The 26,498-nt window shown below is 66.0% G+C and carries 28 protein-coding genes; 14 read left to right on the top strand and 14 right to left on the bottom strand.

Annotated elements, in window-relative coordinates:
* The first annotated feature begins 39 nt into the window (after positions 1-39).
* The 3 genes from BMX36_RS14590 to grxD are packed head-to-tail and all read left to right on the top strand — an operon-like array spanning position 40 to position 956.
* Positions 40-363, top strand: a complete 324-nt coding sequence (locus BMX36_RS14590; RefSeq protein ID WP_066775403.1) for a DUF1476 domain-containing protein — start codon at positions 40-42, stop codon at positions 361-363.
* Position 364: 1 nt separating this feature from the next.
* A complete protein-coding gene (locus BMX36_RS14595; RefSeq protein WP_093066625.1) occupies positions 365-598 on the top strand; it encodes a BolA/IbaG family iron-sulfur metabolism protein in 234 nt (77 codons plus the stop codon).
* A 31-nt stretch (positions 599-629) separates the two neighbouring features.
* Complete coding sequence (grxD, locus tag BMX36_RS14600) at positions 630-956, top strand: Grx4 family monothiol glutaredoxin (protein ID WP_066775409.1); 327 nt, start codon at positions 630-632, stop codon at positions 954-956.
* 707 nt (positions 957-1,663) lie between these two features.
* On the opposite strand, the gene BMX36_RS14605 is transcribed toward grxD, so the two are convergent.
* The 5 genes from BMX36_RS14605 to BMX36_RS14625 are packed head-to-tail and all read right to left on the bottom strand — an operon-like array spanning position 1,664 to position 6,837.
* Positions 1,664-2,248, bottom strand: coding sequence for a nucleotidyltransferase family protein (locus tag BMX36_RS14605; protein WP_093066627.1), 585 nt, complete (start codon positions 2,246-2,248; stop codon positions 1,664-1,666).
* Complete coding sequence (locus BMX36_RS14610) at positions 2,235-3,158, bottom strand: XdhC family protein (protein ID WP_093066629.1); 924 nt, start codon at positions 3,156-3,158, stop codon at positions 2,235-2,237. Before BMX36_RS14610 ends, BMX36_RS14605 begins: the two co-directional genes overlap by 14 nt.
* 3 nt (positions 3,159-3,161) lie before the next feature.
* Positions 3,162-5,366 carry a xanthine dehydrogenase family protein molybdopterin-binding subunit gene (locus BMX36_RS14615; protein WP_093066631.1) on the bottom strand — a complete coding sequence of 735 codons (2,205 nt, stop codon included), beginning with the start codon at positions 5,364-5,366 and terminating at the stop codon, positions 3,162-3,164.
* Complete coding sequence (locus BMX36_RS14620; RefSeq protein ID WP_093066633.1) at positions 5,363-6,337, bottom strand: FAD binding domain-containing protein; 975 nt, start codon at positions 6,335-6,337, stop codon at positions 5,363-5,365. The genes BMX36_RS14615 and BMX36_RS14620 overlap by 4 nt, the downstream gene beginning before the upstream one ends.
* Positions 6,334-6,837: a 2Fe-2S iron-sulfur cluster-binding protein gene (locus BMX36_RS14625; protein WP_093066635.1), complete on the bottom strand. Its 504-nt coding sequence runs from the start codon at positions 6,835-6,837 to the stop codon at positions 6,334-6,336. The genes BMX36_RS14620 and BMX36_RS14625 overlap by 4 nt, the downstream gene beginning before the upstream one ends.
* Positions 6,838-6,936: 99 nt before the next feature.
* Between BMX36_RS14625 and BMX36_RS14630 the strand changes: the two genes are divergently transcribed.
* Positions 6,937-7,929 carry a glycerophosphodiester phosphodiesterase gene (locus BMX36_RS14630; RefSeq protein WP_256210827.1) on the top strand — a complete coding sequence of 331 codons (993 nt, stop codon included), beginning with the start codon at positions 6,937-6,939 and terminating at the stop codon, positions 7,927-7,929.
* Positions 7,929-8,213: a hypothetical protein gene (locus BMX36_RS14635; RefSeq protein ID WP_066775887.1), complete on the top strand. Its 285-nt coding sequence runs from the start codon at positions 7,929-7,931 to the stop codon at positions 8,211-8,213. Before BMX36_RS14630 ends, BMX36_RS14635 begins: the two co-directional genes overlap by 1 nt.
* A 246-nt stretch (positions 8,214-8,459) precedes the next feature.
* Here the strand turns inward: BMX36_RS14635 and BMX36_RS14640 are convergent, their stop codons facing one another.
* Positions 8,460-8,756: a hypothetical protein gene (locus BMX36_RS14640; RefSeq protein WP_066775885.1), complete on the bottom strand. Its 297-nt coding sequence runs from the start codon at positions 8,754-8,756 to the stop codon at positions 8,460-8,462.
* 70 nt (positions 8,757-8,826) lie between these two features.
* A complete protein-coding gene (gene panC / locus BMX36_RS14645; protein WP_066775883.1) occupies positions 8,827-9,669 on the bottom strand; it encodes a pantoate--beta-alanine ligase in 843 nt (280 codons plus the stop codon).
* Positions 9,670-9,749: 80 nt separating this feature from the next.
* Between panC and BMX36_RS14650 the strand changes: the two genes are divergently transcribed.
* Both BMX36_RS14650 and BMX36_RS14655 read left to right on the top strand, forming a co-directional pair.
* Positions 9,750-10,532, top strand: coding sequence for a division plane positioning ATPase MipZ (locus BMX36_RS14650; RefSeq protein WP_066775881.1), 783 nt, complete (start codon positions 9,750-9,752; stop codon positions 10,530-10,532).
* On the top strand, positions 10,529-10,816 hold the full coding sequence (locus tag BMX36_RS14655; protein ID WP_256210828.1) for a J domain-containing protein: 288 nt from the start codon (positions 10,529-10,531) through the stop codon (positions 10,814-10,816). The genes BMX36_RS14650 and BMX36_RS14655 overlap by 4 nt, the downstream gene beginning before the upstream one ends.
* 35 nt (positions 10,817-10,851) lie before the next feature.
* Here the strand turns inward: BMX36_RS14655 and BMX36_RS14660 are convergent, their stop codons facing one another.
* A complete protein-coding gene (locus tag BMX36_RS14660) occupies positions 10,852-11,736 on the bottom strand; it encodes an LOG family protein (protein WP_066775880.1) in 885 nt (294 codons plus the stop codon).
* 11 nt (positions 11,737-11,747) lie between these two features.
* Positions 11,748-12,395, bottom strand: coding sequence for an extensin family protein (locus BMX36_RS14665; protein WP_093066639.1), 648 nt, complete (start codon positions 12,393-12,395; stop codon positions 11,748-11,750).
* 222 nt (positions 12,396-12,617) lie between these two features.
* On the opposite strand from BMX36_RS14665, the gene BMX36_RS14670 reads away from it, so the two are divergent.
* The 6 genes from BMX36_RS14670 to BMX36_RS14695 all read left to right on the top strand — a co-directional run bounded on the left by BMX36_RS14670 (position 12,618) and on the right by BMX36_RS14695 (position 20,395).
* On the top strand, positions 12,618-13,772 hold the full coding sequence (locus tag BMX36_RS14670; RefSeq protein ID WP_093066641.1) for a phosphoserine transaminase: 1,155 nt from the start codon (positions 12,618-12,620) through the stop codon (positions 13,770-13,772).
* Between the two features lie 150 nt (positions 13,773-13,922).
* On the top strand, positions 13,923-15,500 hold the full coding sequence (serA, locus tag BMX36_RS14675; RefSeq protein WP_066775875.1) for a phosphoglycerate dehydrogenase: 1,578 nt from the start codon (positions 13,923-13,925) through the stop codon (positions 15,498-15,500).
* Positions 15,501-15,597: 97 nt separating this feature from the next.
* On the top strand, positions 15,598-15,993 hold the full coding sequence (locus tag BMX36_RS14680) for an endonuclease domain-containing protein (RefSeq protein ID WP_371262906.1): 396 nt from the start codon (positions 15,598-15,600) through the stop codon (positions 15,991-15,993).
* A complete protein-coding gene (locus tag BMX36_RS14685) occupies positions 15,990-17,081 on the top strand; it encodes an ATP phosphoribosyltransferase regulatory subunit (protein WP_093066643.1) in 1,092 nt (363 codons plus the stop codon). Before BMX36_RS14680 ends, BMX36_RS14685 begins: the two co-directional genes overlap by 4 nt.
* Before the next feature lie 129 nt (positions 17,082-17,210).
* Positions 17,211-18,500, top strand: a complete 1,290-nt coding sequence (locus tag BMX36_RS14690) for an adenylosuccinate synthase (protein ID WP_066775871.1) — start codon at positions 17,211-17,213, stop codon at positions 18,498-18,500.
* Positions 18,501-18,589: 89 nt separating this feature from the next.
* Complete coding sequence (locus BMX36_RS14695) at positions 18,590-20,395, top strand: acyclic terpene utilization AtuA family protein (RefSeq protein ID WP_093066645.1); 1,806 nt, start codon at positions 18,590-18,592, stop codon at positions 20,393-20,395.
* Between the two features lie 283 nt (positions 20,396-20,678).
* Here BMX36_RS14695 and rpoN read toward each other — a convergent pair whose 3' ends face one another.
* The 5 genes from rpoN to BMX36_RS14720 all read right to left on the bottom strand — a co-directional run bounded on the left by rpoN (position 20,679) and on the right by BMX36_RS14720 (position 25,063).
* Positions 20,679-22,163 carry an RNA polymerase factor sigma-54 gene (gene rpoN / locus BMX36_RS14700; protein WP_093066647.1) on the bottom strand — a complete coding sequence of 495 codons (1,485 nt, stop codon included), beginning with the start codon at positions 22,161-22,163 and terminating at the stop codon, positions 20,679-20,681.
* Between the two features lie 90 nt (positions 22,164-22,253).
* Positions 22,254-23,030 carry an LPS export ABC transporter ATP-binding protein gene (lptB, locus tag BMX36_RS14705; protein WP_177179163.1) on the bottom strand — a complete coding sequence of 259 codons (777 nt, stop codon included), beginning with the start codon at positions 23,028-23,030 and terminating at the stop codon, positions 22,254-22,256.
* Positions 23,031-23,132: 102 nt separating this feature from the next.
* A complete protein-coding gene (locus BMX36_RS14710) occupies positions 23,133-23,657 on the bottom strand; it encodes an LptA/OstA family protein (RefSeq protein ID WP_066775863.1) in 525 nt (174 codons plus the stop codon).
* Between the two features lie 6 nt (positions 23,658-23,663).
* A complete protein-coding gene (gene lptC, locus BMX36_RS14715) occupies positions 23,664-24,302 on the bottom strand; it encodes an LPS export ABC transporter periplasmic protein LptC (protein WP_066775861.1) in 639 nt (212 codons plus the stop codon).
* 140 nt (positions 24,303-24,442) lie between these two features.
* A complete protein-coding gene (locus tag BMX36_RS14720; RefSeq protein ID WP_093066648.1) occupies positions 24,443-25,063 on the bottom strand; it encodes a ribonuclease D in 621 nt (206 codons plus the stop codon).
* A 284-nt stretch (positions 25,064-25,347) separates the two neighbouring features.
* Here BMX36_RS14720 and BMX36_RS22310 point away from each other — a divergent pair, with 284 nt between their 5' ends.
* Positions 25,348-26,187 (top strand): cold-shock protein, encoded by an 840-nt coding sequence (locus tag BMX36_RS22310; RefSeq protein ID WP_093066649.1) that lies wholly within the window; start codon positions 25,348-25,350, stop codon positions 26,185-26,187.
* Positions 26,188-26,498 lie beyond the last annotated feature (311 nt).

The following is a 26,498-nucleotide window of genomic DNA, read 5'->3' on the forward strand; positions in this document are numbered from 1 at the left end:
CTGCCTATCCCGTGATCAAACAGGAGCAATGCAGCAGCCATGACGACCTTTGACGATCGCGAGCGCGCCTTTGAAACCAAGTTCGCACGGGACGAGGAAATGGCGTTCCGCATCATTGCGCGGCGCAACCGCCTGCTCGGACAATGGGCCGCCGAGCTGATGAAGCTGACGCCGGAAGAGGCGGACGCTTATGCCAAGACGGTGGTTCACGCCGATCTGGAAGAAGCCGGCGACGCCGACGTGGTGCGCAAGCTGGTCGGCGACCTGACCGCGGCGGGCGTGGACATGAGCGAGGCGGAAGTTCGCACCGCACTGGACGAACAGACCGTCGAGGCGCGCCGCCAGTTGCTGGAAGCGCAATAACATGCCGATGGCGGCAGACGAGATCGCGGCATTGATCCGCGAAGGCATCCCCGATGCCGAGGTGGAGATCACCGACCTGGCGGGCGATGGCGACCATTATGCCGCGCGTGTGACTGCGGCTTCCTTTGCGGGCATGCCGCGGGTGAAGCAGCATCAGGCAGTCTATGCCGCGCTGGGCGGCCGGATGGGCGGGGTGCTCCACGCCTTGCAGTTGACCACGGGCGTGCCGAAATAACGCCCAGGCTGCTTTCACGCGAGGACCGACAATGACCGAAGATACCAACGCCCGCATCGACGCGGTGGTGAAGAACAACCCCGTCGTTCTGTTCATGAAGGGCAGCCCGCTATTCCCGCAATGCGGCTTTTCGAGCCGGGCGGTGGCGATCCTCCAGCATCTGAATGCGGAGTTCGAGAGCGTCGACGTGCTGCAGGATCAGGGCATTCGCCAGGGCATCAAGGCCTATTCGGACTGGCCCACCATCCCGCAGCTCTACGTCAACGGCGAGTTCGTCGGCGGATCGGACATCATGATGGAAATGTATGAGAGCGGCGAACTGGCCGAGCTGCTGAAAGATACCGTCAAGGCTGCCTGAAGCCGGCGAAGATCGGGTGCGGGCGGGGTGTCGCGAGATCGAAGAAGCGACACACCCGCCCGACTGAAGCGCATCACTGCGCGATGTCTGTTGTTATGCAGCGCCTATGCCAGACGCGGAGAAGCGCGGATTTGCTCGCGTGTGGAGGTTAACGCACCGAGCAGTGACGGCGCCGCTGTAAAGCGGGCCGACACTTTGATGGCGTTACAGGGATCAGCTCTCGTCCGGCCGGGATCCCTTTGCTTGCGCCTCGTACTTGGAATGTTTTCGTACGACCCTAATCAATCCGTTCTGAGCTTCGCCGGAAGGCGTGTTCAGGGTCCGTCTTTTGACGTGCTAAGTACGGACGGAGTTGATGGACGAGCGCTCCTGGCGGCCCCGCGTGATCTGGAGCACGTTCGCGCCGAAGCCGTAACCTATGCACATCCCACCTCGTCATGCCGGGCTTGTCCCCGCATTCAGGATGGCGAGGAGCCTCAAGCTATCGAGTTTGGGGAATTCCGGACCTCAGCACAGGGCGGGAGTGACGACGCTTTCTGCGGCTTGATACGAGTTCGCCGAAGCCCGACTCTGTTGGGGAGAAAGTCGGCTGGTGCGATCCGCGCGCGCCGTCGTCTGCGGATCTCGGGGGTGGTCCGTCTCGATACTGTTGGACGGCTTGTTGAGCGCACTTTCGAAAAGCGCTCAATACCGGCGCTGATGTTGGATCAACCCATGTGACGGCGAAGCGCGTCGAGGTCGGCAGGCGTGTCGATGTCGGCGAGTTCCGCCGGTGACGCGTCGACCTGGCGGCCAGCGCGGATGAGGTCGCGGGCGCCGTGATCGCCGGTTAGCGTCAGCAAGCGGCCGAACAGATCGCGTCCGAACAGGGCGGGCGGGCGCGGGGGACGGCCGGTGCTGGCTGAGGCGACGACAGCGTCACCTCCCTCGGCAGCGTCGAGCAAGCGGCGGACATGCGCCGCGGTGATGCAGGGCATGTCGGCGAGCGCGACCAATAACGCACCCGCGCCTTGCGCCCGGGCCCACGCCACGCCCAGGCGGAGCGAGGAGGCCATGTCCGCCACCACATCGCGATTTTCGATCACGGCAAAGCCGTGCGCCGCATAGTCGATGCGGCAGCGGCGGACGATCGCGGCACGGGCGCGAAACGGGATGCCGGCCAGTGTCTCCGCCGGGTGCAGCCCCAATGGCCGGCCGGCGAGGGGCTCGTCCAGCTTGCTGCGCTCTCCCCCGAACCGCTGCGACTGGCCGGCGGCGAGCAGGATGAGCGCGGTGTTCTCAGCCGCGATCATGAAAAGCCTTCACCATCGCGCCGGCGATGGAGAGGGCGATTTCAGCCGGGCCGATCGCGCCGATATCGAGGCCGACCGGGCCGTCGATCCGTTCCAGATCGGCGGGCGTGATGCCCGCGGCGGCGAGGCGTTCAAGGCGGGCGGCGTGGCTCCTGCGGCTGCCGAGCGCACCGACATAGCCGGCGTTGGTGGACAGAGCGGCGATCAGCGCCGGATCGTCAATCTTGGTATCGTGGCTGAGCGTCACCACCGCTGTCGAAGGGCCGGGCTTGTAGGCCGTCACGGCTTCGTCAGGCCAGCGATCGTCCAGCACCGTATCAGGGAACCGTTCATCGGTAAGGAAGCGGCCGCGCGGATCGACCACCACCGTCTCAATGCCCAAGGTACGGGCGAGGCCGACCAGCGACTGGGCGATCTGCACCGCACCGACCACGATCAGCCGCCGCGGCGGATCGTAGCGGTTGGCGAAGATCTCTCCCGTCTCGATCGGCCTGAGGTCGCTGTGACCGCTCTCCAGATCGGTGGTGACGGTGAGCGCCTGGCCATCGGCGCGCGCCTCGATGATGCGGTCAAACAATTCGGGGTCGAAGCCTTCGGCCGATACCGGCTGCACCATCACGCTGATCTCGCCGCCGCACGGCAGGCCGACCTCCCAGGCGCTGGCATCGGCGACTCCATATTTCTTGACCGCGAATGGGGCGCCGGCGATGACCTGCGCCGCTGTATCGAGGATGTCGCCCTCGACACAGCCGCCCGAGACGGAGCCTTCAAACCGGCCGTCCTCATGCACCAGCATGTGGCTGCCGCGGGGGCGGGGCGCCGAGCCCCAGGTGGAGACCACCGTGGCAAGGGCCATGCGGTCGCCCTTCCACGTCTGAGCCGCGGAAAGGACGCTGTCGTTATCAGCCATGAATTACACCGGTGGAAGATGAGGGAGAAGTTTGTCGAGCGTCACCGGCATGTCGTAGATGCGCACGCCGGTGGCATTGTGGATGGCGTTGACCACCGCCGCGCCCGAGCCGGCGATGCCAAGCTCGCCCACGCCCTTCGCGCCAACAGGATTGGCCGAATCGTCGATCTCCTCGACGAAATAGGCCTCGATCTGCGGCACGTCGGCATTCACGGCGACATGATATTCGCCGAAATCGGGGTTCACGAAGCGGCCGTTGCGCGGATCGACCACGCCATCTTCGCTCAAGGCATAAGCGAGGCCCCAGACCATGCCGCCGATGATCTGGTTCTTCGCGGTCTTTTCATTGAGCACGCGGCCAATGTCGAACACGCCTAGCATGCGGCGCACGCGCACTTCGCCCGTGACGGCGTTGACCGCGACCTCGGCGAATTGCGCGCCATGGCTCGCCTGGCTGGTCGCCTGAGATTCCTTGCCCGGCGAGGTCTTGCCCCGGGCGCTGATCGGGGAGCCGCGAACGAGATCGGCGAGCGGGTTGCTGCGACCGCCAGCGGTAACCACGCCGTTCTCCAGCTGAAGATCCTCGGGCGCGGCATTCATGCGACGGCCGAGCTCGGCGAGGATGTCCTCGCAGGCGAGCGCGGCGGCGGCGCAGGCGCTGCCCGCCCCGAACGAGCCGCCCGATCCGGCGCTGGGCGGCAGATCGCTGTCGCCGATCACCACATCGATCGCCTCGATCGGCAGGCCGAGCATGTCGCCGACCGTCTGCGCCAGGATCGTGTAAGTGCCGGTGCCGATGTCGGTCATGTCGGTGCGCACGGTCGCGCGGCCGTCATCGGACAGGGTCACCTCCGCCTCAGCGTTGACGGTGAAATTGCCGCGCAAGGCCGCGGCCATGCCCATGCCGATCAGCCATTCGCCTTCTCGCCGGCTGCCGGGCGTCGTCTCGCGCCGATCCCAGCCGAAGCGCCGAGCGCCCTCGTCGTAGCAATCGAGCAGGCGGCGAGTGGAGAAGCGCTTGCCGGTGGTTGGATCCTTCGCCGGTTCGTTGCGGCGGCGAAGCTCGATCGGGTCGAGGCCAAGCTGCTCGGCCAATTCGTCCATCGCGCATTCGACCGCGAAGGTGCCGATCGCCTCGCCCGGCGCGCGCACCGCACCCGTCGCCGGCAGGTCGATCCGCGCGAGATCGGTGCGAAAACGGCGCGCCTCGCCGGCGTAGAGCGGCAATGTGCCGAAGGGTACCGGCTCCAGAAAAGCGCTGTCGTCATTCTGGTAGGCGACGCTTTCGTGGCCGATGGCGCTGATCCGCCCGTCGTGGTCGGCGCCGATGCGCAGGCGCTGCGTCGTGGGGGAGCGATGGTGGACCATATAGGCGGTCTGGCGGCGGGTGAGGGCGACCTTCACCGGGCGGCCAATCCTCTCAGCAGCGATGGCAGCGAAGATCACCTCCGGGCCAACGCCGGTCTTCCCGCCGAAGCCGCCGCCGACATAAGGCGCGAGCACGCGGACGCGATCCGCCTCGATACCGAGCGCGCTGGCGATCGTGCCCTTCGCGCCGCCGATCACCTGATTGCTGGTGCGCACGACAAGCCGGTCACCCTCCCACCAGGCGAGCGTGGCATGCGGCTCGAGCGCGGCGGGGAAGTGGATCGGGGTGGTGTAGGTGCGATCGATCACCACCTCCGCCGCGGCGAGCGCCGTATCCAGATCGCCGCGGTTCACCGGAGGGAGAAAGCCGAGCTTGTGATCGCGCTGGATCTCCACCGCGGCGGCGTCGAAGCGGCCGGGCGCTTCGTCATAGCTGACCCGGACGAGGCGCGCGGCGGCGCGGGCGGCTTCCTGTGTTTCCGCGACGACGATCGCCACGCCCTGGCCGTAGTGGAACACCTCATCCTTGCCGATGGTGGACATGGCGCGCGAATTGCCCTCGCCCGTCGGCATGCGAGGGTCGCCGTGGATCACCGCGATGACGCCGGGCGCAGCCTCCGCCTCGGCCGCATCGATGCCCGTGACGCGCCCACGACCAATGCTTGCCTGAACGATGGCGAGATAGGCGGTGTTTTCCGGGGCCTGCTCAAAGGCGTAGGGCGCGGCGCCGCTGACCTTCTCGCGCGCCTCGTAGCGGTCGAGCGGCTTGCCGAGCAGGCCCTGCCGGGCGCGGTCGAGCGCCGCCGGACGATAGGGCGCGTCCATCGCGAGATCGTTCATGCTGGCTCCGCGGTCAGATCGCGCAGCGCGGCGACGAGCACGCGCCGTGCGAGCGGGATCTTGAAATCATTGTGGCCGAAGCCGCGTGCGTCGCGGAGCAGCGCATCGGCGGCGGCATCGAAGGCTGCCTGCCCTGCCGGCTTGCCGATCAGCGCGGCCTCAACGGCGGGATCGCGCCATGGCTGGTGGGCGAGGCCGCCGAAGGCGAGCGCAGCATGAGTGATCGTGCCGTCCTCAACCGTCACGACCCCCGCGACCGAGACGAGCGCGAAGGCGTAGGAGGCGCGATCGCGTACCTTTCGGTAGAGCTGCCGCGCGCCGGCTGGCGGGGCGGGAAGCGCAATGTGGGTGATCAGCTCGCCCGGCTCCAGCAACGTCTCGATCTGCGGCGTGTCACCGGGCAGGCGGTAAAATTCGCCGAGCGGGATGCGGCGGCGGTCGCCATCGGGCTTCAACGTCACCACTGTCGCGTCGAGCGCCCGCATCGCCACCGGCATGTCGCCCGGGTGGGTGGCGATGCACTGATCGCTGGTGCCGAGGATCGCGTGGATGCGGTTGAACCCGCCCAGCGCGTCGCAACCGCTGCCGGGCAGGCGTTTGTTGCAGGCGGCGTGGGTGTCGTAGAAGAAATAGCAGCGGGTGCGCTGGAGCAGATTGCCGCCGGTCGTCGCCTTGTTGCGCAGCTGGCCCGAGGCGCCGGCGAGCAGCGCACGGCTGAGCGCCGGATAGAGCGCGATGACGCGCGGGTCGGCGGCAAGGTCGCTGTTGGAAACGAGCGCGCCGATCAGCAGGCCGCCATCCTGTTCCTCGATCGTGTTCAGATCGAGCCGGCTGATGTCGACCAGCTTTTCCGGCGTCTCGACCTGCAATTTCATCAGGTCGAGCAAATTGGTGCCGCCGGCGATGAAGCGGCCGCCGGCGCGCACCGCTTCCTCCGGGCTGTGGGCGCGGGCATAATCGAAGGTCTTCATGCCTCCTGCCCCTTCGCGTGAACCTCTCGAATGGCATCGACGATGTTCGGATAAGCGGAGCAGCGGCAGAGATTGCCGCTCATCCGCTCGCTGATTTCGGCCTCGTCGAACACAGGGGCGGAGAGATCATCGCTGACGTGGCTCGGCCAGCCCTTCGCCATTTCATCGAGCATACCGACCGCGGAGCAAATCTGGCCCGGCGTGCAATAACCGCATTGATAACCGTCGTGCCGAACGAACGCCGCTTGCATGGGATGAAGCGTATCGCTGCTGCCAAGACCCTCGATCGTCACGATGTCATCATCCTGATGCATCACCGCGAGCGTGAGACACGCATTGATCCGCCGCCCGTTCACCAGCACCGTACAGGCACCGCACTGGCCATGATCGCAGCCCTTCTTGGTGCCCGTCAGGGCGAACTCCTCACGGAGAACGTCGAGGAGCGAGGCTCGGATATCGGGATCAGCCTCGCGCTTGCTGCCGTTGATGGTGAAGCGCATGGAGGCAATATGCGCCGTTCGTTCATTCGATCCAAGTATGCCGCGATATTTCTTGTTATGGCGCTGGCGGGCGGATGCGCTTCACGGCAAGCAGCGCCGATGCAACCGGCCGATCCGCACTCCGCCCCGCTTTCCGCGCCGATCGTCATCGCGCATCGTGGCGCTTCGGGAGAACGACCGGAGCACACGATCGGGGCGTATGAACTGGCGATCGCGCAGGGCGCTGACGTGATCGAGCCGGATCTGGTGCCGACCAGCGACGGGGTGCTGGTCGCGCGGCACGAAAACGAGATTGGCGAGACAACCGACGTTGCGGCTCATCCCGAGTTCGCCGGCCGGCACACGACCAAGATGATCGACGGCCGCGCGGTGACGGGCTGGTTCACCGAGGATTTCACCCTGGCCGAGTTGAAGACGCTGCGCGCGAGGGAGCGGCTGCCGCAGCTGCGGCCGGGCAATCGCGCGTTCGACGGCCAGGAGACGATCCCGACGCTGGACGAGGTGATCGCGCTGGCCAAGCAGCACAAGGTCGCGATCTATCCGGAAACCAAGCACCCGACCTATTTCGCCGCAATTGGAAAGGGGACCGATGCGCCGCTCGTGGCTGCGCTGCGGCGTGCCGGATGGGACGATGCTCAAGCGCCCGTGTTCATCCAGTCCTTTGAGGTCAAGAACCTCCAGCGGCTGAAATCAATGACGCAGGTGCGGCTGATCCAGTTGATCGATGGCGCCGCCGGGCCTGCCGATGGCGCGGCGCAAAGCTATGCCGACATGGTGACGCCGGAGGGCCTGAAAGCAATTTCGGCCTATGCCTGGGGGATCGGGCCGAGCAAGGCGATGCTTTGGCAAGACGGCGTGCCCAGCGGGATCGTGCGTGATGCCCATGCAGCGGGACTGCGCGTCCACCCCTGGACCTACCGGGCCGAGAACCAGTTCCTGCCCCCTGCTTATCGGCGGGCCGACGATCCTAGGGGACAGGGCGATCTCCATGCCGAGATTTCGGCCGCCCTTGGCCTTGGTATCGACGGATTCTTCACTGATTTCCCTGCTATAGGCGTGCGGGCGCGCAATGGCGCGCGGGGAGCTCAGTGATGCGTAAAGTGCTTGTGATTTCAGCTGCCGCCCTGCTTCCGCTGATTGCGGGCGGGTGCGTGCGAACGGCAGCCAGCGTTGTGACCGCACCGTTCAAGGCAGCAGGGCAGGTCGTCGATTGGACCACGACCAGCCAGGACGAGGCCGATCGCAACTACGGCCGGGAAATGCGCAAGAAGGAAGCGCGCGAGGGCCGCGAGCGGCGCGACTGGGAAAAGCGCTGCCGCAAGGATCCGGAGACTTGTGGTCGGTACGATGGCTATGTTGCCAGCCAGGACAATTGAGGCCTGATCCGGCGACCGTGATCCGCTTCCCCGGTGTTCGCCGGGGAGGTGCTTTGCAACAAAGACAGGGGTTTACGGCAGGCTTTGCTCACCTGTGCCGTTCGTCCCGTGCTTGTCGCCAGGCGTGTTTCGGCCCCTGCGTCGACAAGCTCAGTATGAACGATGATCGTGGTACGAGCCGACGCGTGAGCCTCCGCATGCACCAGTCTGCTTACCTGAGCCGAGCGCCAGCGCCGACGGCGGCGCTTATGCCGCGCGCCGCTGGCCCATTGCGAGGATCGCGCGTGCCGCACGCTGGGCGGTGGCGATTTCGCGTGCCGACATGTCGTCCGCAATTTCCGCCCGCGCGGCCTGAGCGGCAGCGTTGCCGGCGACTGCGGCCAGGTTGAACCATTTGTGCGCTTCAACGAGATCGTAATCGGCACCGTCCGTGCCGGTAGAATAAGCGACGCCCAGATCGTAGCAGGCGTGTCCGTCGCCGCGCATCGCATCCGGCAGCCGGCTGTCAATCAGCAGCTGCGCACCTTTCAGGCTGGTCCCCATGTCGATTGCCCCTGGTTCAAGTTCCCCCAGGCGCAACGTGCAGCGATTCGCGTCACCAAATCGTTAATGGTTAATCCAGCGGTATCGCTATGTTGTCGATAAGCCGGGTCTGCCCCATTCGTGCCGCGGCAAGCAGGCGTCGCGGGCGGTCTGCTGCCGGCGCCTCCGTCAGCGTTTCAGCATCCACCAGCGCGACGTAATCGACCACGAAGCCGGCGGTGACCAGGCTGGCTTGCGCCTCCGCCAGCACGTCGGCGGGTGATGTGCCACGCGCGATTTCCCGCGCCGCGACGCCAAGCGCACGGGGCAGCGCTACCGCCTTGGCCCGTTCCTCCTCGTCGAGGTAGATATTGCGGGAGGACAGGGCGAGGCCGTCATCGTCGCGTTGAGTCGGCACGCCGACAACCTCGATCGGGAAGTTCAGGTCCGTCACCAGGCGACGGATCACCTGCAACTGCTGAAAATCCTTTTCACCGAAATAGGCGGCATCGGGGCCGACCTGATTGAACAGCTTGGCGACAACAGTGGCGACCCCGTCGAAGTGCCCAGGCCGCGCGGCGCCGTCCAGCCCCTCGGTCACGCCGGTAATGCCGATGCTCGTGGCGAAACCGTCCGGGTACATCGCCTCGACCGGCGGCAACCAGAGGAGATCGCACCCGGCCTCCACCAGCATGCGCGAATCCGCCGCCTCGCGCCGCGGGTAGCGCGCGAGATCCTCATTCGGCCCGAACTGCTTGGGATTGACGAAGATGGAGGCGACCACCTTCGTGCCCGGGCGCTTCGCCGCCTCGACCAGTGCGATATGGCCGGCGTGAAGCGCGCCCATGGTGGGGACAAGGGCGACGCGCGCGCCATCCGCGCGGAAGGCAGCGATCGCTGCGCGCAGGTCGTTCAAATCACGCACGGTCTGCACGCGGGCGAAACTCCACTCGAAACCTAACCGGCGGGCATCTATGGGGATCGCTGCACGCGATCAACAAAGGATGCGACGATTTGCCGACCGGTCCCGACAATACCCATGTGATCGTTTTCGCCAATGAGAAGGGCGGGACGGGCAAGTCGACGACGGCGGTGCATGTCGCCATCGCCCTGGCGGTTCGCGGCGCCCGCGTGGCCTGCCTCGATTTGGATCATCGCCAGCGGACCATGGGGCGCTATCTCGACAATCGTACGGAATCGGTACGCCGCACCGGATCGGAACTCGCGATTCCGCGCTATCGCACTGCGCATGAGGATTTCGAGGACGCTTATGCGGAGATGCTGCAGGGCGCGGACTTCCTGGTGATCGATACGCCCGGCCGCGATGATCCCTATGCCCGCGCGGCGGCCACCCGGGCCGACACCTTGGTCACGCCGATGAATGACAGCTTCGTCGATTTCGATCTGATCGGGCAGGTTCACCCTGAAACCTTCAAGGTGACGCGGCCGAGCTTCTATTCCGAGCTGATCTGGGACGCCCGCAAGGCTCGGGCCAAGGCCGACGGATCGACGATCGACTGGGTGGTGCTGCGCAATCGCCTGCAGCATATCGAGGCGCGCAACATGCGGCGCGTGTCGGACGCGCTGGATCAGCTGGCGAAGCGGGTGGGCTTTCGTGTCATCCCCGGGCTTGGCGAGCGCGTGATCTATCGCGAACTCTTCCCTTCAGGCCTTACCATGCTGGATGCCAAGGAGTTCGGCGCAATGGGGCTGGGGCATGTCGCGGCGCGGCAGGAACTGCGCGAAATGATGGCCGGGCTGTCGCTGCCCGAGCCAGCGCTGACCTCAGTCGCATGATGTTCAAGCTGCTGATCGCGCTGCTGGTGGCCTATGCCGGCTGGCGATTGTGGAAGGACGGTATGGGCGGGCGAAAGGTGCGCCAGCGCGCCGTGCCGCAGGAGCCTGGCGATGCGGCCGCCGCACGGCGCCTCCTGGGCGTGGACCGTGCCGCGGACGAAGCGACCATCCGCGCCGCGCATCGGCGGCTGATGGCTGAGGCGCATCCCGATCGTGGCGGCTCGGCGGAAGAGGCGCGGGCGCTGAACGCGGCCCGCGACCTGTTGCTAGATCGGGCGGGATAGGGCCGGAGCGATCCGGCACCCGGCCGCCTCGTGTGTCAGGCCGGCGGCGCCGGATCCTGCTGCGCACGCTCCTGATAGAAACGCTGAACGACCGCCCAGCCCTCAGCAGCGCTTTCGACATAGGTGAAGATGTCGAGATCGCGCTCTGCGATCACGCCCTCCTCCACAAGCGCTTCGAAGTTCACCACCTTTTCCCAGAATTCGCGGCCGAACAGCAGCACCGGGATGGGGGCGACCTTGCCAGTCTGGATCAGCGTGAGCAGTTCGAACAGCTCGTCGAACGTGCCGAAGCCGCCGGGGAACGCGGCGAGCGCACGGGCGCGCAGCAGGAAGTGCATCTTCCTGAGCGCGAAATAGTGGAACTGCATCGACAGCGACGGCGTCACATAGGGATTGGGCGCCTGTTCGTGCGGCAGGACGATGTTCAACCCGATCGATTCGGCATGAACGTCCGCCGCGCCGCGGTTCGCGGCTTCCATGATCGACGGGCCGCCGCCCGAGCAGACCACAAAATGCCGCTTCCCCTGCTCATCACGGGGAAAGTTGCTGGCGAGACGGGCGAGTTCGCGCGCCATGTCGTAATATTTCGACTTGGCGACCAGCTTCTCGGCAATGTGGCGGTGTTCCGGATCCGCCATGTCGAGCATCGCCTGCGCCTTGGCCGGCTCCGGAATGCGGGCCGAGCCATAGACGACAAAGGTGGAGCCGATATGCGCTTCCTCCAGCAGCAGCTCGGGCTTCAATAGCTCGAGCTGGAAGCGGACGGGGCGCAGATCCTCGCGCAGGAGGAAATCCATGTCCTGAAAGGCGAGCTTGTAGGCGGGATTTTCGGTCTGGGGCGTCGAGATGTTGCCCTTGGCCGATTCGGCATCCTGGCGAGCGCGCGGAAAGGTGCGGCTCGGTACGCGAGTTTCTGTCATTTCGTGGGCCTTTAGCGGCAGAAATCGGCCTTGTCGTCCTCCAGATGGAAGTGATTACGGTGCGCGCTGTTATAGTCGGGGCTCAGCACCGTACCGAAGCGCTTGCAGGCGGAGCGATGGATGACCTGCATGAAGCGGCGCACATCGGGATCGGGCGAGTTCCAATCGTTCAGGATCGTGATCCGCCGGCCGTCCTTCAGCTGGAAGCCGCCGATATCCAGCGCATTGGCGATCGAATGGCCCGAGCGGCGCGCGGTGCCGGCGACGTTGCGACAATTGTAGGTGCCCATGCTTTCGACCTTGGCAAGCTCGCTACCGAGGATCTGATATGCGGCAGGAGCGACCGCGTTGCGCGCCCATTGCGCATAGGTGCGCGCCGCGCCGCAGCGGATCGCGCCGAGGTTCGTCGTGGGCACGCCGATGTCGAGCAGCTTCACCGTTCCCACGATGCCACAGCCGGGAGCGAACTGGCGGTCGGGCAGCGCTTCGAATGCGACGCCGAGCGCGCGAAGGTCGCGGTGGCATTGCGCGGTTTCGCGCGACATCGGCCCGTCGATGCGCCGAACGGGCGTGCGCGAATCGGAGCGCGCCGGCGGCTCCGACCGGCCGCACGCGGCAAGCAACGTTGCGAGCGCCAGAAGAAAAAACGAACGCACCAAGCCCCCCCGTTCGCGCCGCGATCGATGACGCGCCCCCTTTTTTACACGATTTCCCACAAGGAAAGCACGGGCGGCGGCAGCCGGGCCGAATGGAGCGTGCGGAAGGCTGAGTCGAGTCGGTGGCACCGTCAGGCGGTTGCCACGTTAGCTCCGGTTGATTAGAGCCGTCGGCGGGCCACGCGGTCCCAACGCCGCGCGTGCTCTCTGTAAGGAGAGTCTTAAATGACTGATACGACGCTCGCCGACGCCACTCTTGCGCCTGCGAAACCCGCCGCAAAGCCGGCGCGACCCTATTTTTCCTCTGGTCCCTGCGCCAAGCCTCCCGGCTGGGATGCCGCCAAGCTGTCCGACGTCTCGCTCGGCCGCTCGCACCGCTCCAAGATCGGCAAGCAGCGCCTCGCTTATTGCATCGATCTGATGCGCGAGCTGCTGAAGCTCCCCGACACGCACCGCATCGGTATCGTTCCCGGTTCGGATACCGGCGCGTTCGAGATGGCGATGTGGACGATGCTGGGCGCCCGCCCAGTCACCGCGCTCGCCTGGGAAAGCTTCGGCGAAGGCTGGGTGACCGATGCGGTCAAGCAGCTCAAGATCGACCCTACCGTGATCCGCGCCGATTACGGCCAGCTGCCCGATCTTGGCGAAGTCGACTGGTCGAACGACGTGCTGTTCACCTGGAACGGCACCACCAGCGGCGTACGCGTCCCGAATGGCGACTGGATCGCGGACGATCGCGAGGGGCTGAGCTTCGCCGACGCAACCAGCGGCGTGTTCGCTTACGACCTGCCGTGGGACAAGATCGATGTCGCCACCTTCTCCTGGCAGAAGGTACTGGGCGGCGAGGGCGCGCATGGCGTGCTGATCCTGGGCCCTCGCGCTGTCGAGCGGCTGGAGTCGTACACCCCGGCGTGGCCGCTGCCGAAGGTGTTCCGCCTCGTTTCCAAGGGCAAGCTCGCCGAGGGCGTGTTCAAGGGCGAGACGATCAATACGCCGTCGATGCTGGCGGTGGAGGACGCGATCTTCAGCCTCGAATGGGCGAAGTCGCTGGGCGCTGGCGGGCTGATCGCGCGCTCCGATGCGAACGCCAAGGCCCTGGACGAGATCGTGCAGGCGCGCGACTGGCTCGGGCATCTGGCGGCTGATCCGGCGTCGCGCTCGACCACCAGCGTGTGCCTGACGGTGGATGCCGACGAAGCGGTGATCAAGAAGATGGTCGCGCTGCTGGAGGCGGAAGGCGCGGCGCTCGACATCGGCGGGTATCGCGATGCACCGCCGGGCTTGCGCATCTGGTGCGGCGCCACGGTGGATACCGCAGATATCGTGGCGCTCGGCCCCTGGCTGGACTGGGCCTACGCGACGGCCAAAGCGGCCGCCTGATTTCTCTCTCTCCCCAGTTTGGGGGAGAGGGCCGGGGAGAGGGGCAGTCCCTCTCCGCTTTTCACAACAATCTTTAGGGTCGGATGCGGGGCTTTTGACTGCCCCTCTCCCCGACCCTCTCCCCGCAAGCGGGGAGAGGGAGACTTCAAAATGCCAAAAGTTCTCATCAGCGACAAAATGGACCCCAAGGCCGCGCAGATCTTCCGCGAGCGCGGCGTGGAAGTGGACGAGATCACCGGCAAGACGCCGGACGAGCTGAAAGCGATCATCGGCCAGTATGACGGCCTCGCCATCCGCAGCTCCACCAAGGTGACCAAGGAGATCCTCGAGCACGCGACCAACCTCAAGGTCGTCGGCCGCGCCGGCATCGGCGTCGACAATGTCGACATCCCCGCGGCCAGCGCGAAGGGCGTGGTCGTCATGAACACCCCGTTCGGCAATTCGATCACCACCGCCGAACATGCCATCGCACTGATGTTCGCGCTGGCACGGGATCTGCCGGAGGCGGATCGCTCCACCCAGGCGGGCAAGTGGGAAAAGAACCGCTTCATGGGCGTCGAGGTCACCGGCAAGACGCTCGGCCTGATCGGCGCGGGCAACATCGGCTCGATCGTCGCCGATCGCGCGCTGGGTCTGAAGATGAAGGTGGTCGCGTTTGATCCGTTCCTCACCGAGGAGCGCGCGATTGAACTGGGCGTGCAGAAGGTGACTCTGGACGAGCTGCTGGCGCGCGCCGATTTCATCACCTTGCACACGCCGCTGACCGACCAGACGCGCAACATCCTGTCGGCCGAGAATCTCGCCAAGACGAAGAAGGGCGTGCGGATCATCAATTGCGCCCGTGGTGGCCTGATCGACGAGGCGGCGCTGAAGCAGGGCCTCGACAGCGGCCATATCGGCGGGGCGGCGCTCGACGTGTTCGTGACCGAGCCGGCCAAGGAAAGCCCGCTGTTCAACACGCCGAACTTCATCTCCACGCCGCACCTCGGCGCATCCACCACCGAGGCGCAGGTCAACGTGGCGATCCAGGTGGCCGAGCAGATGGCCGATTATCTGGTCTCCGGCGGCGTCACCAACGCGCTCAACATGCCAAGCCTCAGCGCCGAGGAAGCCCCCAAGCTGAAGCCGTACATGGGCCTTGCCGAGAAGCTCGGCAGCCTCGTCGGCCAGCTGGCGCATGGCGCGATCGACCGCGTGTCGATCCACTCGGAAGGCGCCGCGGCGGAGCTGAACCCCAAGCCGCTGACCAGCGCGGTGCTGAAGGGCTTCCTCGGCACGCAGACCGACACGGTCAACATGGTCAACGCGCCGGTGCTGGCGCGCGATCGCGGCATGGAAGTGCGCGAGATCCGCACCGAGCGCGAGGGCGATTACCACACGCTGCTGCGCGTATCGGTACGCACCGCGGACGGCGAGCGCTCGGTCGCAGGCACGCTCTTCGGCGATCAGGCGCCGCGCCTGGTGGAGCTGTTCGGCATCAAGGTCGAGGCCGATCTGACCGGCGCGATGCTGTATGTCGTGAACGAGGATGCGCCGGGGTTCATTGGCCGGCTCGGCACGACGCTGGGCGAGGCAGGCGTCAACATCGGGACGTTCCACCTCGGTCGGCGCCAGGCCGGCGGGGAGGCAGTGCTGCTGCTGTCGGTCGACGAGCCGGTGACCGCGGAACTGCTGGCCAAGGTGAAGGCGCTGCCGGGCGTGAAGACCGCCATGGGGCTGCGGTTCTGAGGTGATGCCGATGCTTGTGCCGCTTGCGGGAGGCGAGCGGGACGGGCACCTCTTGTCCCTCTCCCCGCTGGCGGGGAGAGGGCAGGGGAGAGGGGCAGTGGCGAGAACCGATGTTGACCTGCTGAAGCGCGCGAAGGCGATGCGCAGCGAGATGACGTCGGCCGAGGCGCGGCTCTGGTATCACCTGCGCGGCAAAAGGTTCGGCGACGTCAAGTTCAGCCGCCAGGTCGTGATCGGCCGCTATATCGCCGACTTTTGTGCCCGATCGCGCAAGCTGATCATCGAGGTTGACGGCGACACCCACGCAAGCAACGAAGCGCGCGATGCGCAGCGGACGGCTGTGCTGGAACGTGAAGGATATCGTGTGCTGCGTTTCACCAACGCTGACGTCATGCGGAACGAGGCCGGTGTGCTGCAGGCAATCGCTGCTGCGCTTGTGACTGCCCCTCTCCTCGGCCCTCTCCCCGGAGGGGAGAGGGAGATTTTCGCATGACCACGCTGCTTCCCGAAGGGTTTCGTGATCGGCTGCCGCCGCATGCCGATGGGGCCGCAAGCGTCGAGGCACGCGTGCTCGGCCTGGCGCATTCCCATGGCTATGAGCGGGTCGATCCGCCGCTGGCTGAATTCGCCGAGGGGCTTGGCTCGCGATTGAAGGATGGCGGGCTGGCCGATGCGGTGCGCTTCGTCGATCCGGTGAGCCAGCGTACCATGGCGATCCGCCCCGACATCACCGCGCAGGTCGCCCGCATCGCCGCGACCCGCATGGCGCACCATCCGCGCCCCGTTCGCCTGAGCTATGCCGGTTCGGTGCTGAAGCTGCGTGGCGGCGCGCTGCAGCCGGAGCGCGAGGCGCGGCAGATCGGGTGCGAGCTGATCGGTCTCGATACCGTCGCGGCGGCGCGCGAGGTGGTGACGGTGGCGGTCGAGGCACTGGCCGCGGCTGGCGCGACGGGCGTGTCGGTCGACTTCACGCTCCCTGACCTGGTCGATACGCTCGCCGCCGGGCCGCTGCCGGTCGAAGATGTTGATCGTCTGCGCGATCGGCTGGACGCCAAGGATGCCGGCGCGGTTGCAGAGCTCGCGCCAGCCTATCTGCCGCTGATCGAGGCGGCCGGGCCGTTCGAGGCTGCGGTGAAGCGGTTGCGCGCCTTCGATACGAGCAACGTCCTGGCGACGCGGCTTGACGGGCTGGAAGCTATTGCGGCGGCGCTGGGGTCGCGTGCGACGCTGACGCTTGATCCTACCGAGCGGCATGGCTTCGAATATCAGACGTGGCTGGGCTTCTCGCTGTTTGCGCAAGGCGCGACCCGCGAAGTCGGACGCGGCGGCACTTATACGCTGATGCACGAAAACGGCGCGGAGGAGGCGGCGACCGGCTTTTCGCTGTTCGCCGCGGCTGTCGCGGGCAATGACGCAAGCGAGCGCCGCCGCCTGTTCCTGCCGGTCGGCACGCCCGAAGCAGCGGGCGCGGCCATGCGCCGGGACGGCTGGGTGACCGTTGCCGCGCTGGAGCCGGGCGATACGCCGGAGAAACAATTGTGCACGCATCTGCTGGTCGACGGCGAGGCCCGGCCGCTCTGAAAGCGCGCAGGGGTTTGACAGCCACCATCATGCCCCGCTAACCGCGCGGCGCAATTTCTGGCCCTTCCTTGCCGCCGAGTCCTGTCGAAGGGCGGCGAGGATCATCCCGGCAGGGGGAGTATTGTACCCATGGCGAATGTAGCGGTGATCGGTGCCCAGTGGGGCGACGAGGGCAAGGGCAAGATCGTCGACTGGCTGGCCGAGCGCGCCGACATGGTGGTGCGCTTCCAGGGCGGCCACAATGCCGGCCACACGCTGGTGGTGGGCGAGCAGGTGTACAAGCTGTCGCTGCTGCCGTCGGGGATCGTGCGCGGCACGCCCTCCGTCATCGGCAACGGCGTGGTGCTCGATCCCTGGGCCCTGCGCGCGGAAGTGGAGAAACTGTCGGCACAGGGCGTGAAGGTCTCGCCTGACACGCTGCGCATCGCCGACACTTGCGCGCTCATCCTGCCGTTCCATCGCGACCTGGACGGGCTGCGCGAGGATGCGAGCGGCGCGGGGAAGATCGGAACCACGCGGCGCGGCATCGGGCCCGCCTATGAGGACAAGGTCGGCCGTCGCGCCATCCGCGTCTGCGACCTAGCGCATCTGGACGATCTGGATCCGCAACTTGATCGACTGACCGCGCACCATGATGCGCTGCGCGCCGGTTTCGGCGAGCCGCCGATCGATCGTGCGCGGCTGCTGGCCGACCTGCGCGAGATCGCCGATTTCGTTCTGTCCTTTGCCAAGCCGGTGTGGCGCGACCTGAACGACGCGCGCAGCCGTGGTCGCCGCATTCTGTTCGAGGGCGCGCAAGGCGTGCTGCTCGACATCGATCACGGCACCTATCCGTTCGTCACTTCCTCCAACACGATCGCCGGGACGGCGGCGGGTGGTTCCGGCCTCGGACCGGGCGCCGTCGGGTTCGTATTGGGCATTGCCAAGGCGTACACGACGCGTGTCGGCTCCGGCCCGTTCCCGACCGAGCTGGAGGATGAGACCGGCGAGCGGCTGGGCACGCGCGGGCATGAATTCGGCACCGTCACCGGGCGCAAGCGCCGCTGCGGCTGGTTCGATGCCGTGCTGGTGCGCCAGTCCGCCGCTGTCAGCGGTATCACCGGCATCGCGCTGACCAAGCTGGACGTGCTCGACGGCTTCGAGACGATCTCCATCTGCACCGGCTACAAGCTGCGCGGCGAGACGCTTGACTATTTCCCGTCGCATGCGGCGGATCAGGCGGCGGTGGAGCCGATCTACGAAGTAATGGAAGGCTGGTCGCAATCGACCGCCGGTGCGCGCAGCTGGGCCGACCTGCCGGCGCAGGCGATCAAATACATCCGCCGTATCGAGGAACTGATCAACTGCCCGGTCGCGCTGGTTTCCACCAGCCCCGAACGGGAGGACACGATCCTGGTGCGCGACCCGTTCGCTGATTGATCGGATGCCCCCTCCCGGAAGCGGGAGGGGTGAAGCTTGCCTCCGTGTTCAATCCGTCTACCCTCTTCCGAAACATCGGGAGAGGGCGGATGGCCAAAATCGTGCGCATCGGCGGCGCGGGCGGGTTCCTGGGCGATAGCTCGGTCGCAGCGCCGCAGCTGCTGGCTAGCGGCAAGCTTGACTATATGATCCTCGACTACCTGGCCGAGGCGACCATGGCGCCGCTCGGCCAGCTGAAACAGGTCCGCCCCGACCAGGGCTATGCGCGCGATTTCACCGAATGGGTGTGGAAGGACAATCTGCGCGAGTTCAAGGAACAGGGCGTGTGCGTCGTGACCAATGCGGGCGGCGTGAACCCGGAGGCGTGCCGGGCGCGGATGGAGGAAATCGCCGCCGAGGCCGGCATCTCGTTCCGCATCGCGATCATCACCGGCGACGACCTGATCGATCGCGTGCCCGACTTTGCCGCCAATGGCATACTCGAGATGTTCAGTGACCTGCCCTTTCCCGATCCGAAGAAGGTGTGGACCGCCAATGCCTATCTCGGCGGCGGGCCGATCGCGGCGGCGCTCGCTGCCGGCGCGGATGTGGTCATCACCGGCCGGGTGGTGGACAGCGCGCTGACGCTGGGGCCGCTGATGCATGAATTCGGCTGGCAAGCGGACGATCATGACCGGCTTTCCGCCGGATCGCTCGCCGGCCATGTCATCGAATGCGGCGCGCAAGCGACCGGCGGCCTCTTCACCGATTGGGAAAAGGTGCCGGACTGGGCGCACATCGGCTATCCGATCATCGAATGCCACGCCGACGGCGACTTCGTCGTCACCAAGCCGGAGGGGACCGGCGGGCTCGTCTCCCCGGCGGCCGTTTCCGAGCAAATCCTCTACGAGGTCGGTGATCCGCAGGCCTATGCGTTACCGGACGTGGTGTGCGACTTTTCCCAGCTGAGCGTCACCGAGGACGGCGAGGGACGGGTGCGCGTTTCAAATGCGAAGGGATATCCGCCGACGGGCAAGCTCAAGACCTGCGTGACCTTCGAGAACGGGCATCGCTTCATCGGCATCATGCCCGTGGTGGGGCGCGATGCGGCGAGAAAGGCGCAGGCGCAGGCTGAGGCCGTGCTGACCCGAGTGGGCGAAATGCTACGCGGGCGGAACCTGCCGCCGCTGCGCGACATGCGCGTCGAGCTGTTGGGGACGGAGGCGAGCTATGGCGCTCAGGCCAGCCAGGCGCTCTCCGCCACCCGCGAGGTGATCGCCCGCATCGGTGCGGAGCATGAGGATGCCGATGCGCTGAACATCATGATGCGCGAATTCGATTCGCCGACCACGTCGATGAGCGTGGGATCGACCGGCTGGTTCGGGGCGCGGCCGACGATCTCGCCGGTATCGCAGGTCTTCTCGTTCCTGGTCGACGGCGGATCCGTCTCCGCCAAAATTTCGCTGGGAGGGGAGACGATCACCGTGGAAAACCCGGCGCCGGCCACCTCGTTCGACGCGACGATGATCGTCCGGCCGCTAGCGGAGGAGGACGCTGACGCCGCCGAGCATCTGGTGGAGGTGCCGCTGATCCAAGTCGCCTGGGCGCGCTCCGGCGACAAGGGGAACGCCTTCAACGTCGGGGTGATTGCGCGTCGGCCGGAGTTCCTTCCCTGGATCCGCACCGCCCTGACCGAAGACGCGGTGAAGGCGTTCTTCGCCCATGAATTTGAAGGCGCGTCACACCCGGAGGTCCGACGATACGATCTGCCGGGGATGAATGCGATCAACCTCCACTGCATTCAATCCTTGGGCGGGGGGCAATTCGCCAGCCTGCGCCTAGATGCGCTGGCCAAGGGCAAGGGACAGCAGTTGCTGGACATGATGGTGAAAGTGCCACGGGCGCTGCTGGGGTAAGGCGCTCGTTCGCGACGCTCCTCATGTCGGGTGTAACGGCAATGAGGAGCGTTCCGCGAAGGCTGGCGCCGACGAGGAGCGGGCGCTCTCCATAACAGCCATGCCGGCGTTCAGCAGGCATCCGGCCCGCCGCCGACCCGATGGCATGGCGCGCGCGGCACCCTGATTGTCGGCCAAGGGCGGGATTACGGTGGAGGATAGGTCGACGTGACTGTTCGGCAATAGTGCTCGCTGCGCCACGAACCCCGGACGTAGCTCGGGATGGCGGCTGGTGGTGGGCGGTCTACCCGCCGCCCAGCGCGCGCTGACGCCGGCGTTGCACGGAGCTGCCGATCCCCATCGCCTCGCGATATTTCGCGACCGTGCGGCGTGCGATGTCGAAGCCCTTGGCGTTGAGCAGCTCGACCAGCGTGTCGTCGCTCAGGATCTTGGCGCCCTCGTTCGCAATCAGGCCCTTGATGGCGCTCTTCACCGCTTCTGCGGATACTGCGTCGCCGCCGTCGGCCGCTTGAATGGCGGAGGTGAAAAAGTACTTCAGTTCAAAGAGCCCGCGCGCGCAGCTCAGATATTTGTTCGAGGTGACACGGCTGACCGTGGATTCGTGCATCTCGATCGCGTCCGCCACCTGACGCAGCGTCAGCGGGCGCAGGTGCGACACGCCGTGCAGAAAGAACGCCTCCTGCTGCCGCACGATCTCGGTCGCGACGCGGATGATGGTCTTTTGACGTTGGTCGAGCGCCTTCACCAGCCAGTTGGCGCTCGCCAGCATGTCGCCAAGCCACGCCTTTGACGCCTTGTCCTGCGGCCCGGCGGCGAGCTGCGCATGATAGCGGCGATCGACGAGCACGCGCGGCAGCGTCGAACTATCGATCTCCACCACCCAGCCGCCCCGGGTCCGGCGCACGTGGAGATCGGGCGTGACGGCCTGCATCGGCTCGCCGCCGAAGCGGGCGCCGGGCTTGGGATCATAATTGCGCAGCTCGCGGATCATGTCTGCCATGTCCTCGTCATCGACCTGGCAGATGCGCTTGAGACGAGGCAGATCGCCGCGCGCGACGAGATCAAGATGGGCGATCAGCTTGGCCATCGCGGGATCATAGCGATCCGCTTCCCTGGCCTGCAGCGCGATACATTCGGCCAGATCGCGAGCGCCGACGCCTGTCGGATCAAATGTCTGAATAACGCCAAGAACACGCTCGGCCTGCGCGAGTGGTACGCCGAGCCTGGAGGACACCTCCAGCAGATTGGCAGTCAGATAGCCCGCCTCGTCGATCAGGTCGATCAGATGCTGTGCCACGAACAGATCCGCGCCCGTCAGCACCTCGCCGGCCTGTTGCGACAGATGATCGGCCAGCGACGGGGCGGCTGCCGCGAAGGCATCAAGGTCTGGAGCGTCCTCGCCGGGGCCACTGGCCGTACCGTTCAGGCCAAGCCCGTCACCAACGCTGCTGCCGCTGTCCGACGGGGCATCATCGAACCGCTCAGCGGCGATGTCGACGTCCAGTGTTTCGCCAGCGGCCTCTCCGGCAAGGACGAGTTCGTCGGCCGGCGCGGGTTCATCGCGAAGAACCTCGCGCTCACGTTCGGCGAACGGCTCGTCCTCACCGGGCGACACCGCTTCCAGCAGCGGATTCTTCTCCAGCTCCTCCGCAATGACTCCCTCGATCTCGAGGTTCGACAGCGCAAGCAACTTGATCGCCTGCTGCAATTGCGGCGTCATCACCAGCGATTGCGACTGGCGAAGGTCGAGGCGAGGCGCGAGGCTCATCCGGCGAGCATCGGCTTGGCAAGTGGCATGTGGCCAGGCGCGATCCCATCTGTCGCCGGAAAGACGATGATGGTCACCATAGCCATCAACTCAGAGCGAGAACTCTTCGCCGAGATACAGGCGACGCACATTGGGATCGGCAACGAGATCCGCGGGCGCGCCGGTGAACAGCACCCGGCCATCGTAGATGATGTAGCCGCGATCCACGATGTCCAGCGTTTCGCGCACATTGTGATCGGTGATCAGAACGCCGATGCCGCGTTGCTTCAACTGCTTCACCAACGCGCGAATATCCGCGATCGATAGCGGATCGATGCCGGCGAACGGCTCGTCGAGCAGGATGATCGTTGGATCGGCGGCCAAGGCACGGGCAATTTCGGCGCGGCGGCGTTCACCGCCCGAAAGCGCCATTGCGGGGGCATCGCGCAGGCGGGTCAGGCCGAACTCGTCCAGCAAAGTATCAAGCTTGCGCTGCCGTGCGGCGGGATCGGGCTCCGCCAGTTCGAGCACGGTCAGAATGTTCTTCTCGATCGTCAGGCCACGGAAGATCGAGGTTTCCTGCGGCAGATAGCCAAGGCCCAATATGGCGCGCCGGTACATTGGAAGGCCCGTGATGTCCTCTCCGTCCAGCATGATCCGGCCGGCATCCGGCTTCACCAGGCCCATGACGGAGTAGAAGCAGGTCGTCTTGCCGGCGCCGTTCGGGCCGAGCAGGCCGACCACCTCGCCCCGCGCCACCGACACGGAAACGTCGCTCAGCACCACCCTTTTGTCATAGGACTTGGCGATGGAAACGACCTGAAGGCCGCTCAGGATCGGCGCTTCGTGGATCGGCTCCGCATGGGAGAGGGTGGTCGTATCGTCCATCGTTCGTCTGCAGCCTTGCGCTTGCCTGCCGGTACGCTGACGCGATCCGACTTTGGCAGGATTCATGCATGAGCTTGCGGCGCGGCGAAAGCCCCCTTGCGATCAGTTGCGCTTCGGAACGGAGAAGGTGCCCGTCACGCGGCCCGACGGCGCCGTTGTCACATTCCCGCCGCCTGCCGATCCGCCAGCGACCGACGAGCCATCGATCACCGCCCGGCCCGTATCAAGATTGATCGTCAGGCGGCCGCCGTTCACCGTATTGGCGCCCTGTGTCAGGCTGACCGCGCCCACCATGGTGATCACGCGCCGGTTCAGGTCATAAACCGCATATTGGCTGCGCGCCGTCTGATCCGGCCGACGCACGACGACGCCGCCCGCCGCATCCAGACGAGAGACCTGCGGATTTCCGCCGACCACCTGGCCGGTGTAGTTCACTGTCATGCGCGCCGCGTTGAGCGACATTTCCGCCTGACGCACCGCCACGTTGCCCGACAACACCGCGCGGTTGGCGCGATCCTGCAGCTCAATCGTGTCCGCGCCGAAATCAATCGGCGCGTTGGTGTTATGGCGCGTCTGGGCGATCGCGCCGGATGCGAACAGAAGGGCGAGGAGGGCCGCGCGTTTCATGGCGCGCTATCTCGCCCCTCGCGGGTTTACGCGCAAGCGGGCATTGCCGCGTAAAGTAACGGTTCGGGCCTCAAGATCCGCATCAAGCCGATCCGCGCTGAAGTTTCCCTGCGAAACCGTGCCCGTCACGCTGTTCGACGAGCGCAGCGTGCGCGTCTTGAGATCCACCGTCGCATCCTGCGTATCGAGGCTGTAGTTGTTGGGACCGCGGAATGCGATCGGCCCGTCGACCTTCACCCGCTCGCTTTCCATGTCATACCGGCCGGTAGGCGCGGTCAGCGTGGCTGGGCCGTCCTGCAACCGGATCTGCGCCGCCAGCTTGTTGATTTCGACCACCGGCTCCGCCGAGCTGCGCTGTACCGCGGAGCCAGCATTGAGCGTGAATGGCTGTCCCTTCGCATCCGAGCCGCGATATTGTGCGCGCTGAATCTTCAGCCGTTCCTTGGCCACTTCGACCTTGTTCTTGTCGAGCACGAACGACACGTCGCCCGCCGTGGTCAGCGGGGCCATGACCAGAAACGCGGCAAGCACGCCGATCAGCACCGGTAAAAGCCAGTGCGTGGTCGCGATGATGCGGTCATGCCGGCTGCCGGGCGCGGCCCAATGCTGGCGCCGGGATCGTTCCCGGACGGCGATGTCAGACATGGGCGCGCTTTCCTGTGAGTCTGATCGGATGGGCAGACCAGGAGAAACGAGGAAGACGCCAAAAGTTTCGCCCGCCCCGCGCGCGATTCACGTCCGTGACCCGGCCGGGCACGGTCGCGCACAGGACGGCGAAACCCGCATCAGGCATGCGCAAAGATGTCCGTTTCAGCCCAGCCGGCCAGATCCAGTTCGGCACGATGCGGTAGAAAGTCGAAGCAGGCCTGAGCAATCTGCGTGCGCCCTTCGCGTGCCAGCCGCCGATCGAGCTCCTCACGCAGGCGATGGAGATAGCGAACGTCGGAAGCGGCATATTCGCGCTGCGCGTCGCTCAATTCCGGTCCACCCCAATCCGAGGATTGCTGCTGCTTGGAGATTTCCTGCCCGAGCAGTTCGCGCACCAGTTCCTTCAGACCATGACGATCAGTGTACGTGCGGATCAGGCGCGAGGCGATCTTGGTGCAGTAAACCGGAGCGGCAACGATCCCCATGTAATGGCGGATCGCGGCAATATCGAAACGACCAAAATGGTACAGTTTCAGCCTGGCAGGATCAGCCAGCGCGGCGCGCAGATACGGCGCGGCATAATCCGACCCGGGACTGAACCGCACGAGATGTTCGTCGCCAAGCCCGTCCGAGATCTGCACCAGGCAAAGCCGGTCACGCGGGGTGATGAGCCCCATGGTCTCCGTATCGACGGCGAGCGGGGCACCGGGTGCGAACACATCACCCGGAAGATCTTCTTCATGGAAATAAACGGCCATGGGGCACGCCGTAGCGCGCGGCGCCGTCCGGCTCAACAACCGGTGAAAATCAGGTGGGACAAGCGCCCTGACAGCGGTAAGCTGTGCTTTAAGCGCGACAGTTGCGCAATGTTCGTTGCGTAATACTTGCTTTGCGCGACGAATCTGTTCGCAGCAGACGCGCCGATGCGCTATGACGACTCCTGTGGCGCACCAGCTTCCGCGTCACAAAGCCCTGCGCCGGCCGTCCATCGCGCGGGTCTTGAAACTGATTTGCGGGCGGAGCGGGAAGACGAACAGGGTTTATGGGTTACGAAAAAGGTGGCCGCGGCAATCGTGGCGGACGCGGGCGCGACAAGCGTGACGGCTTTGGTGGCGACGATTTCGGCGGCGGAGATTTCGGCGGCGGCGGCTTCAACAGCGGTGGCTTTGGTGGCGGCGGCTTCGGCGGCGGCGGCTTTGGCGGTGACCGCGGCGGCTTCGGCGGCGGCGGCGGCTTCCGTGGCGGCGGCAGTGGCGGCTTCGGCGGCGGCGGCGGCGGGTTCCGCGGCGGCGGCGGTGGTGGCGGCTTTGGCGGTGGTAACCGCATGCCCCCGCAGGTCGTCGGTGAAGGCACCGGCGTTGTAAAGTTCTTCAACGGACAGAAGGGCTTTGGCTTCATCGTTCGCGATGACGGCGGCGAAGACGTGTTCGTGCACATCTCCGCTGTCGAGCAGGCTGGCCTCGCCGGTCTCGCCGAGGGTCAGCCGCTCGGCTTCACGCTGGTTGACCGTGGTGGTCGTATCTCGGCAACCGAGCTGAAGATCGACGGTGAGCCGATGCCGGTTACCGACCGTGCACCGCCGCGCGAAGGCGGCTTCGGTGGCGATCGCGCACCGCGCGGCGCTGGTGCCGGCGCAGGCGCAGGTGGCCCGCAGCGTCAGCTGACCGGCGAAAAGGCGACCGGTACGGTCAAGTTCTTCAACGCGATGAAGGGCTTTGGCTTTATCCAGCGTGACGATGGTCAGCCCGACGCGTTCGTGCACATTTCGGCTGTTGAGCGCGCCGGCATGTCGAGCCTGAACGAGGGCGATCGCCTGTCGTTCGAGCTCGAGGTCGATCGTCGCGGCAAGTACGCTGCCGTGAACCTGTCTTCGTCCAGCTAATTCTCCCCGCTTCGACATAGGAGAGGGAAGGGCCGTCCGGGACAACCGGGCGGCCCAATTTCTTTGCGGGTCTGGCGGTTGCTCCAGCCACTGTGACCCGCTTCATTGTAGAAGGCTGGGCGGAGAAGGACCGAACCAAGCGGAACGGCAATGCCAGCCCGGTCGGTCGGTCATCCGTCAATACTGACGGCGCACTGCAACATCGGCGGGTCAGGCGGCAGTTCAACAAGGTTGAACGCGCCGCGACCATTCGCCCCAGTTCGCGTCGCCGTCCGGCTATCGTGGTGTGACTGGCGGCTTCAGGCCCGTCT

This window comes from Sphingomonas sp. OV641 (genome assembly GCF_900109205.1).
Taxonomy (GTDB): domain Bacteria; phylum Pseudomonadota; class Alphaproteobacteria; order Sphingomonadales; family Sphingomonadaceae; genus Sphingomonas.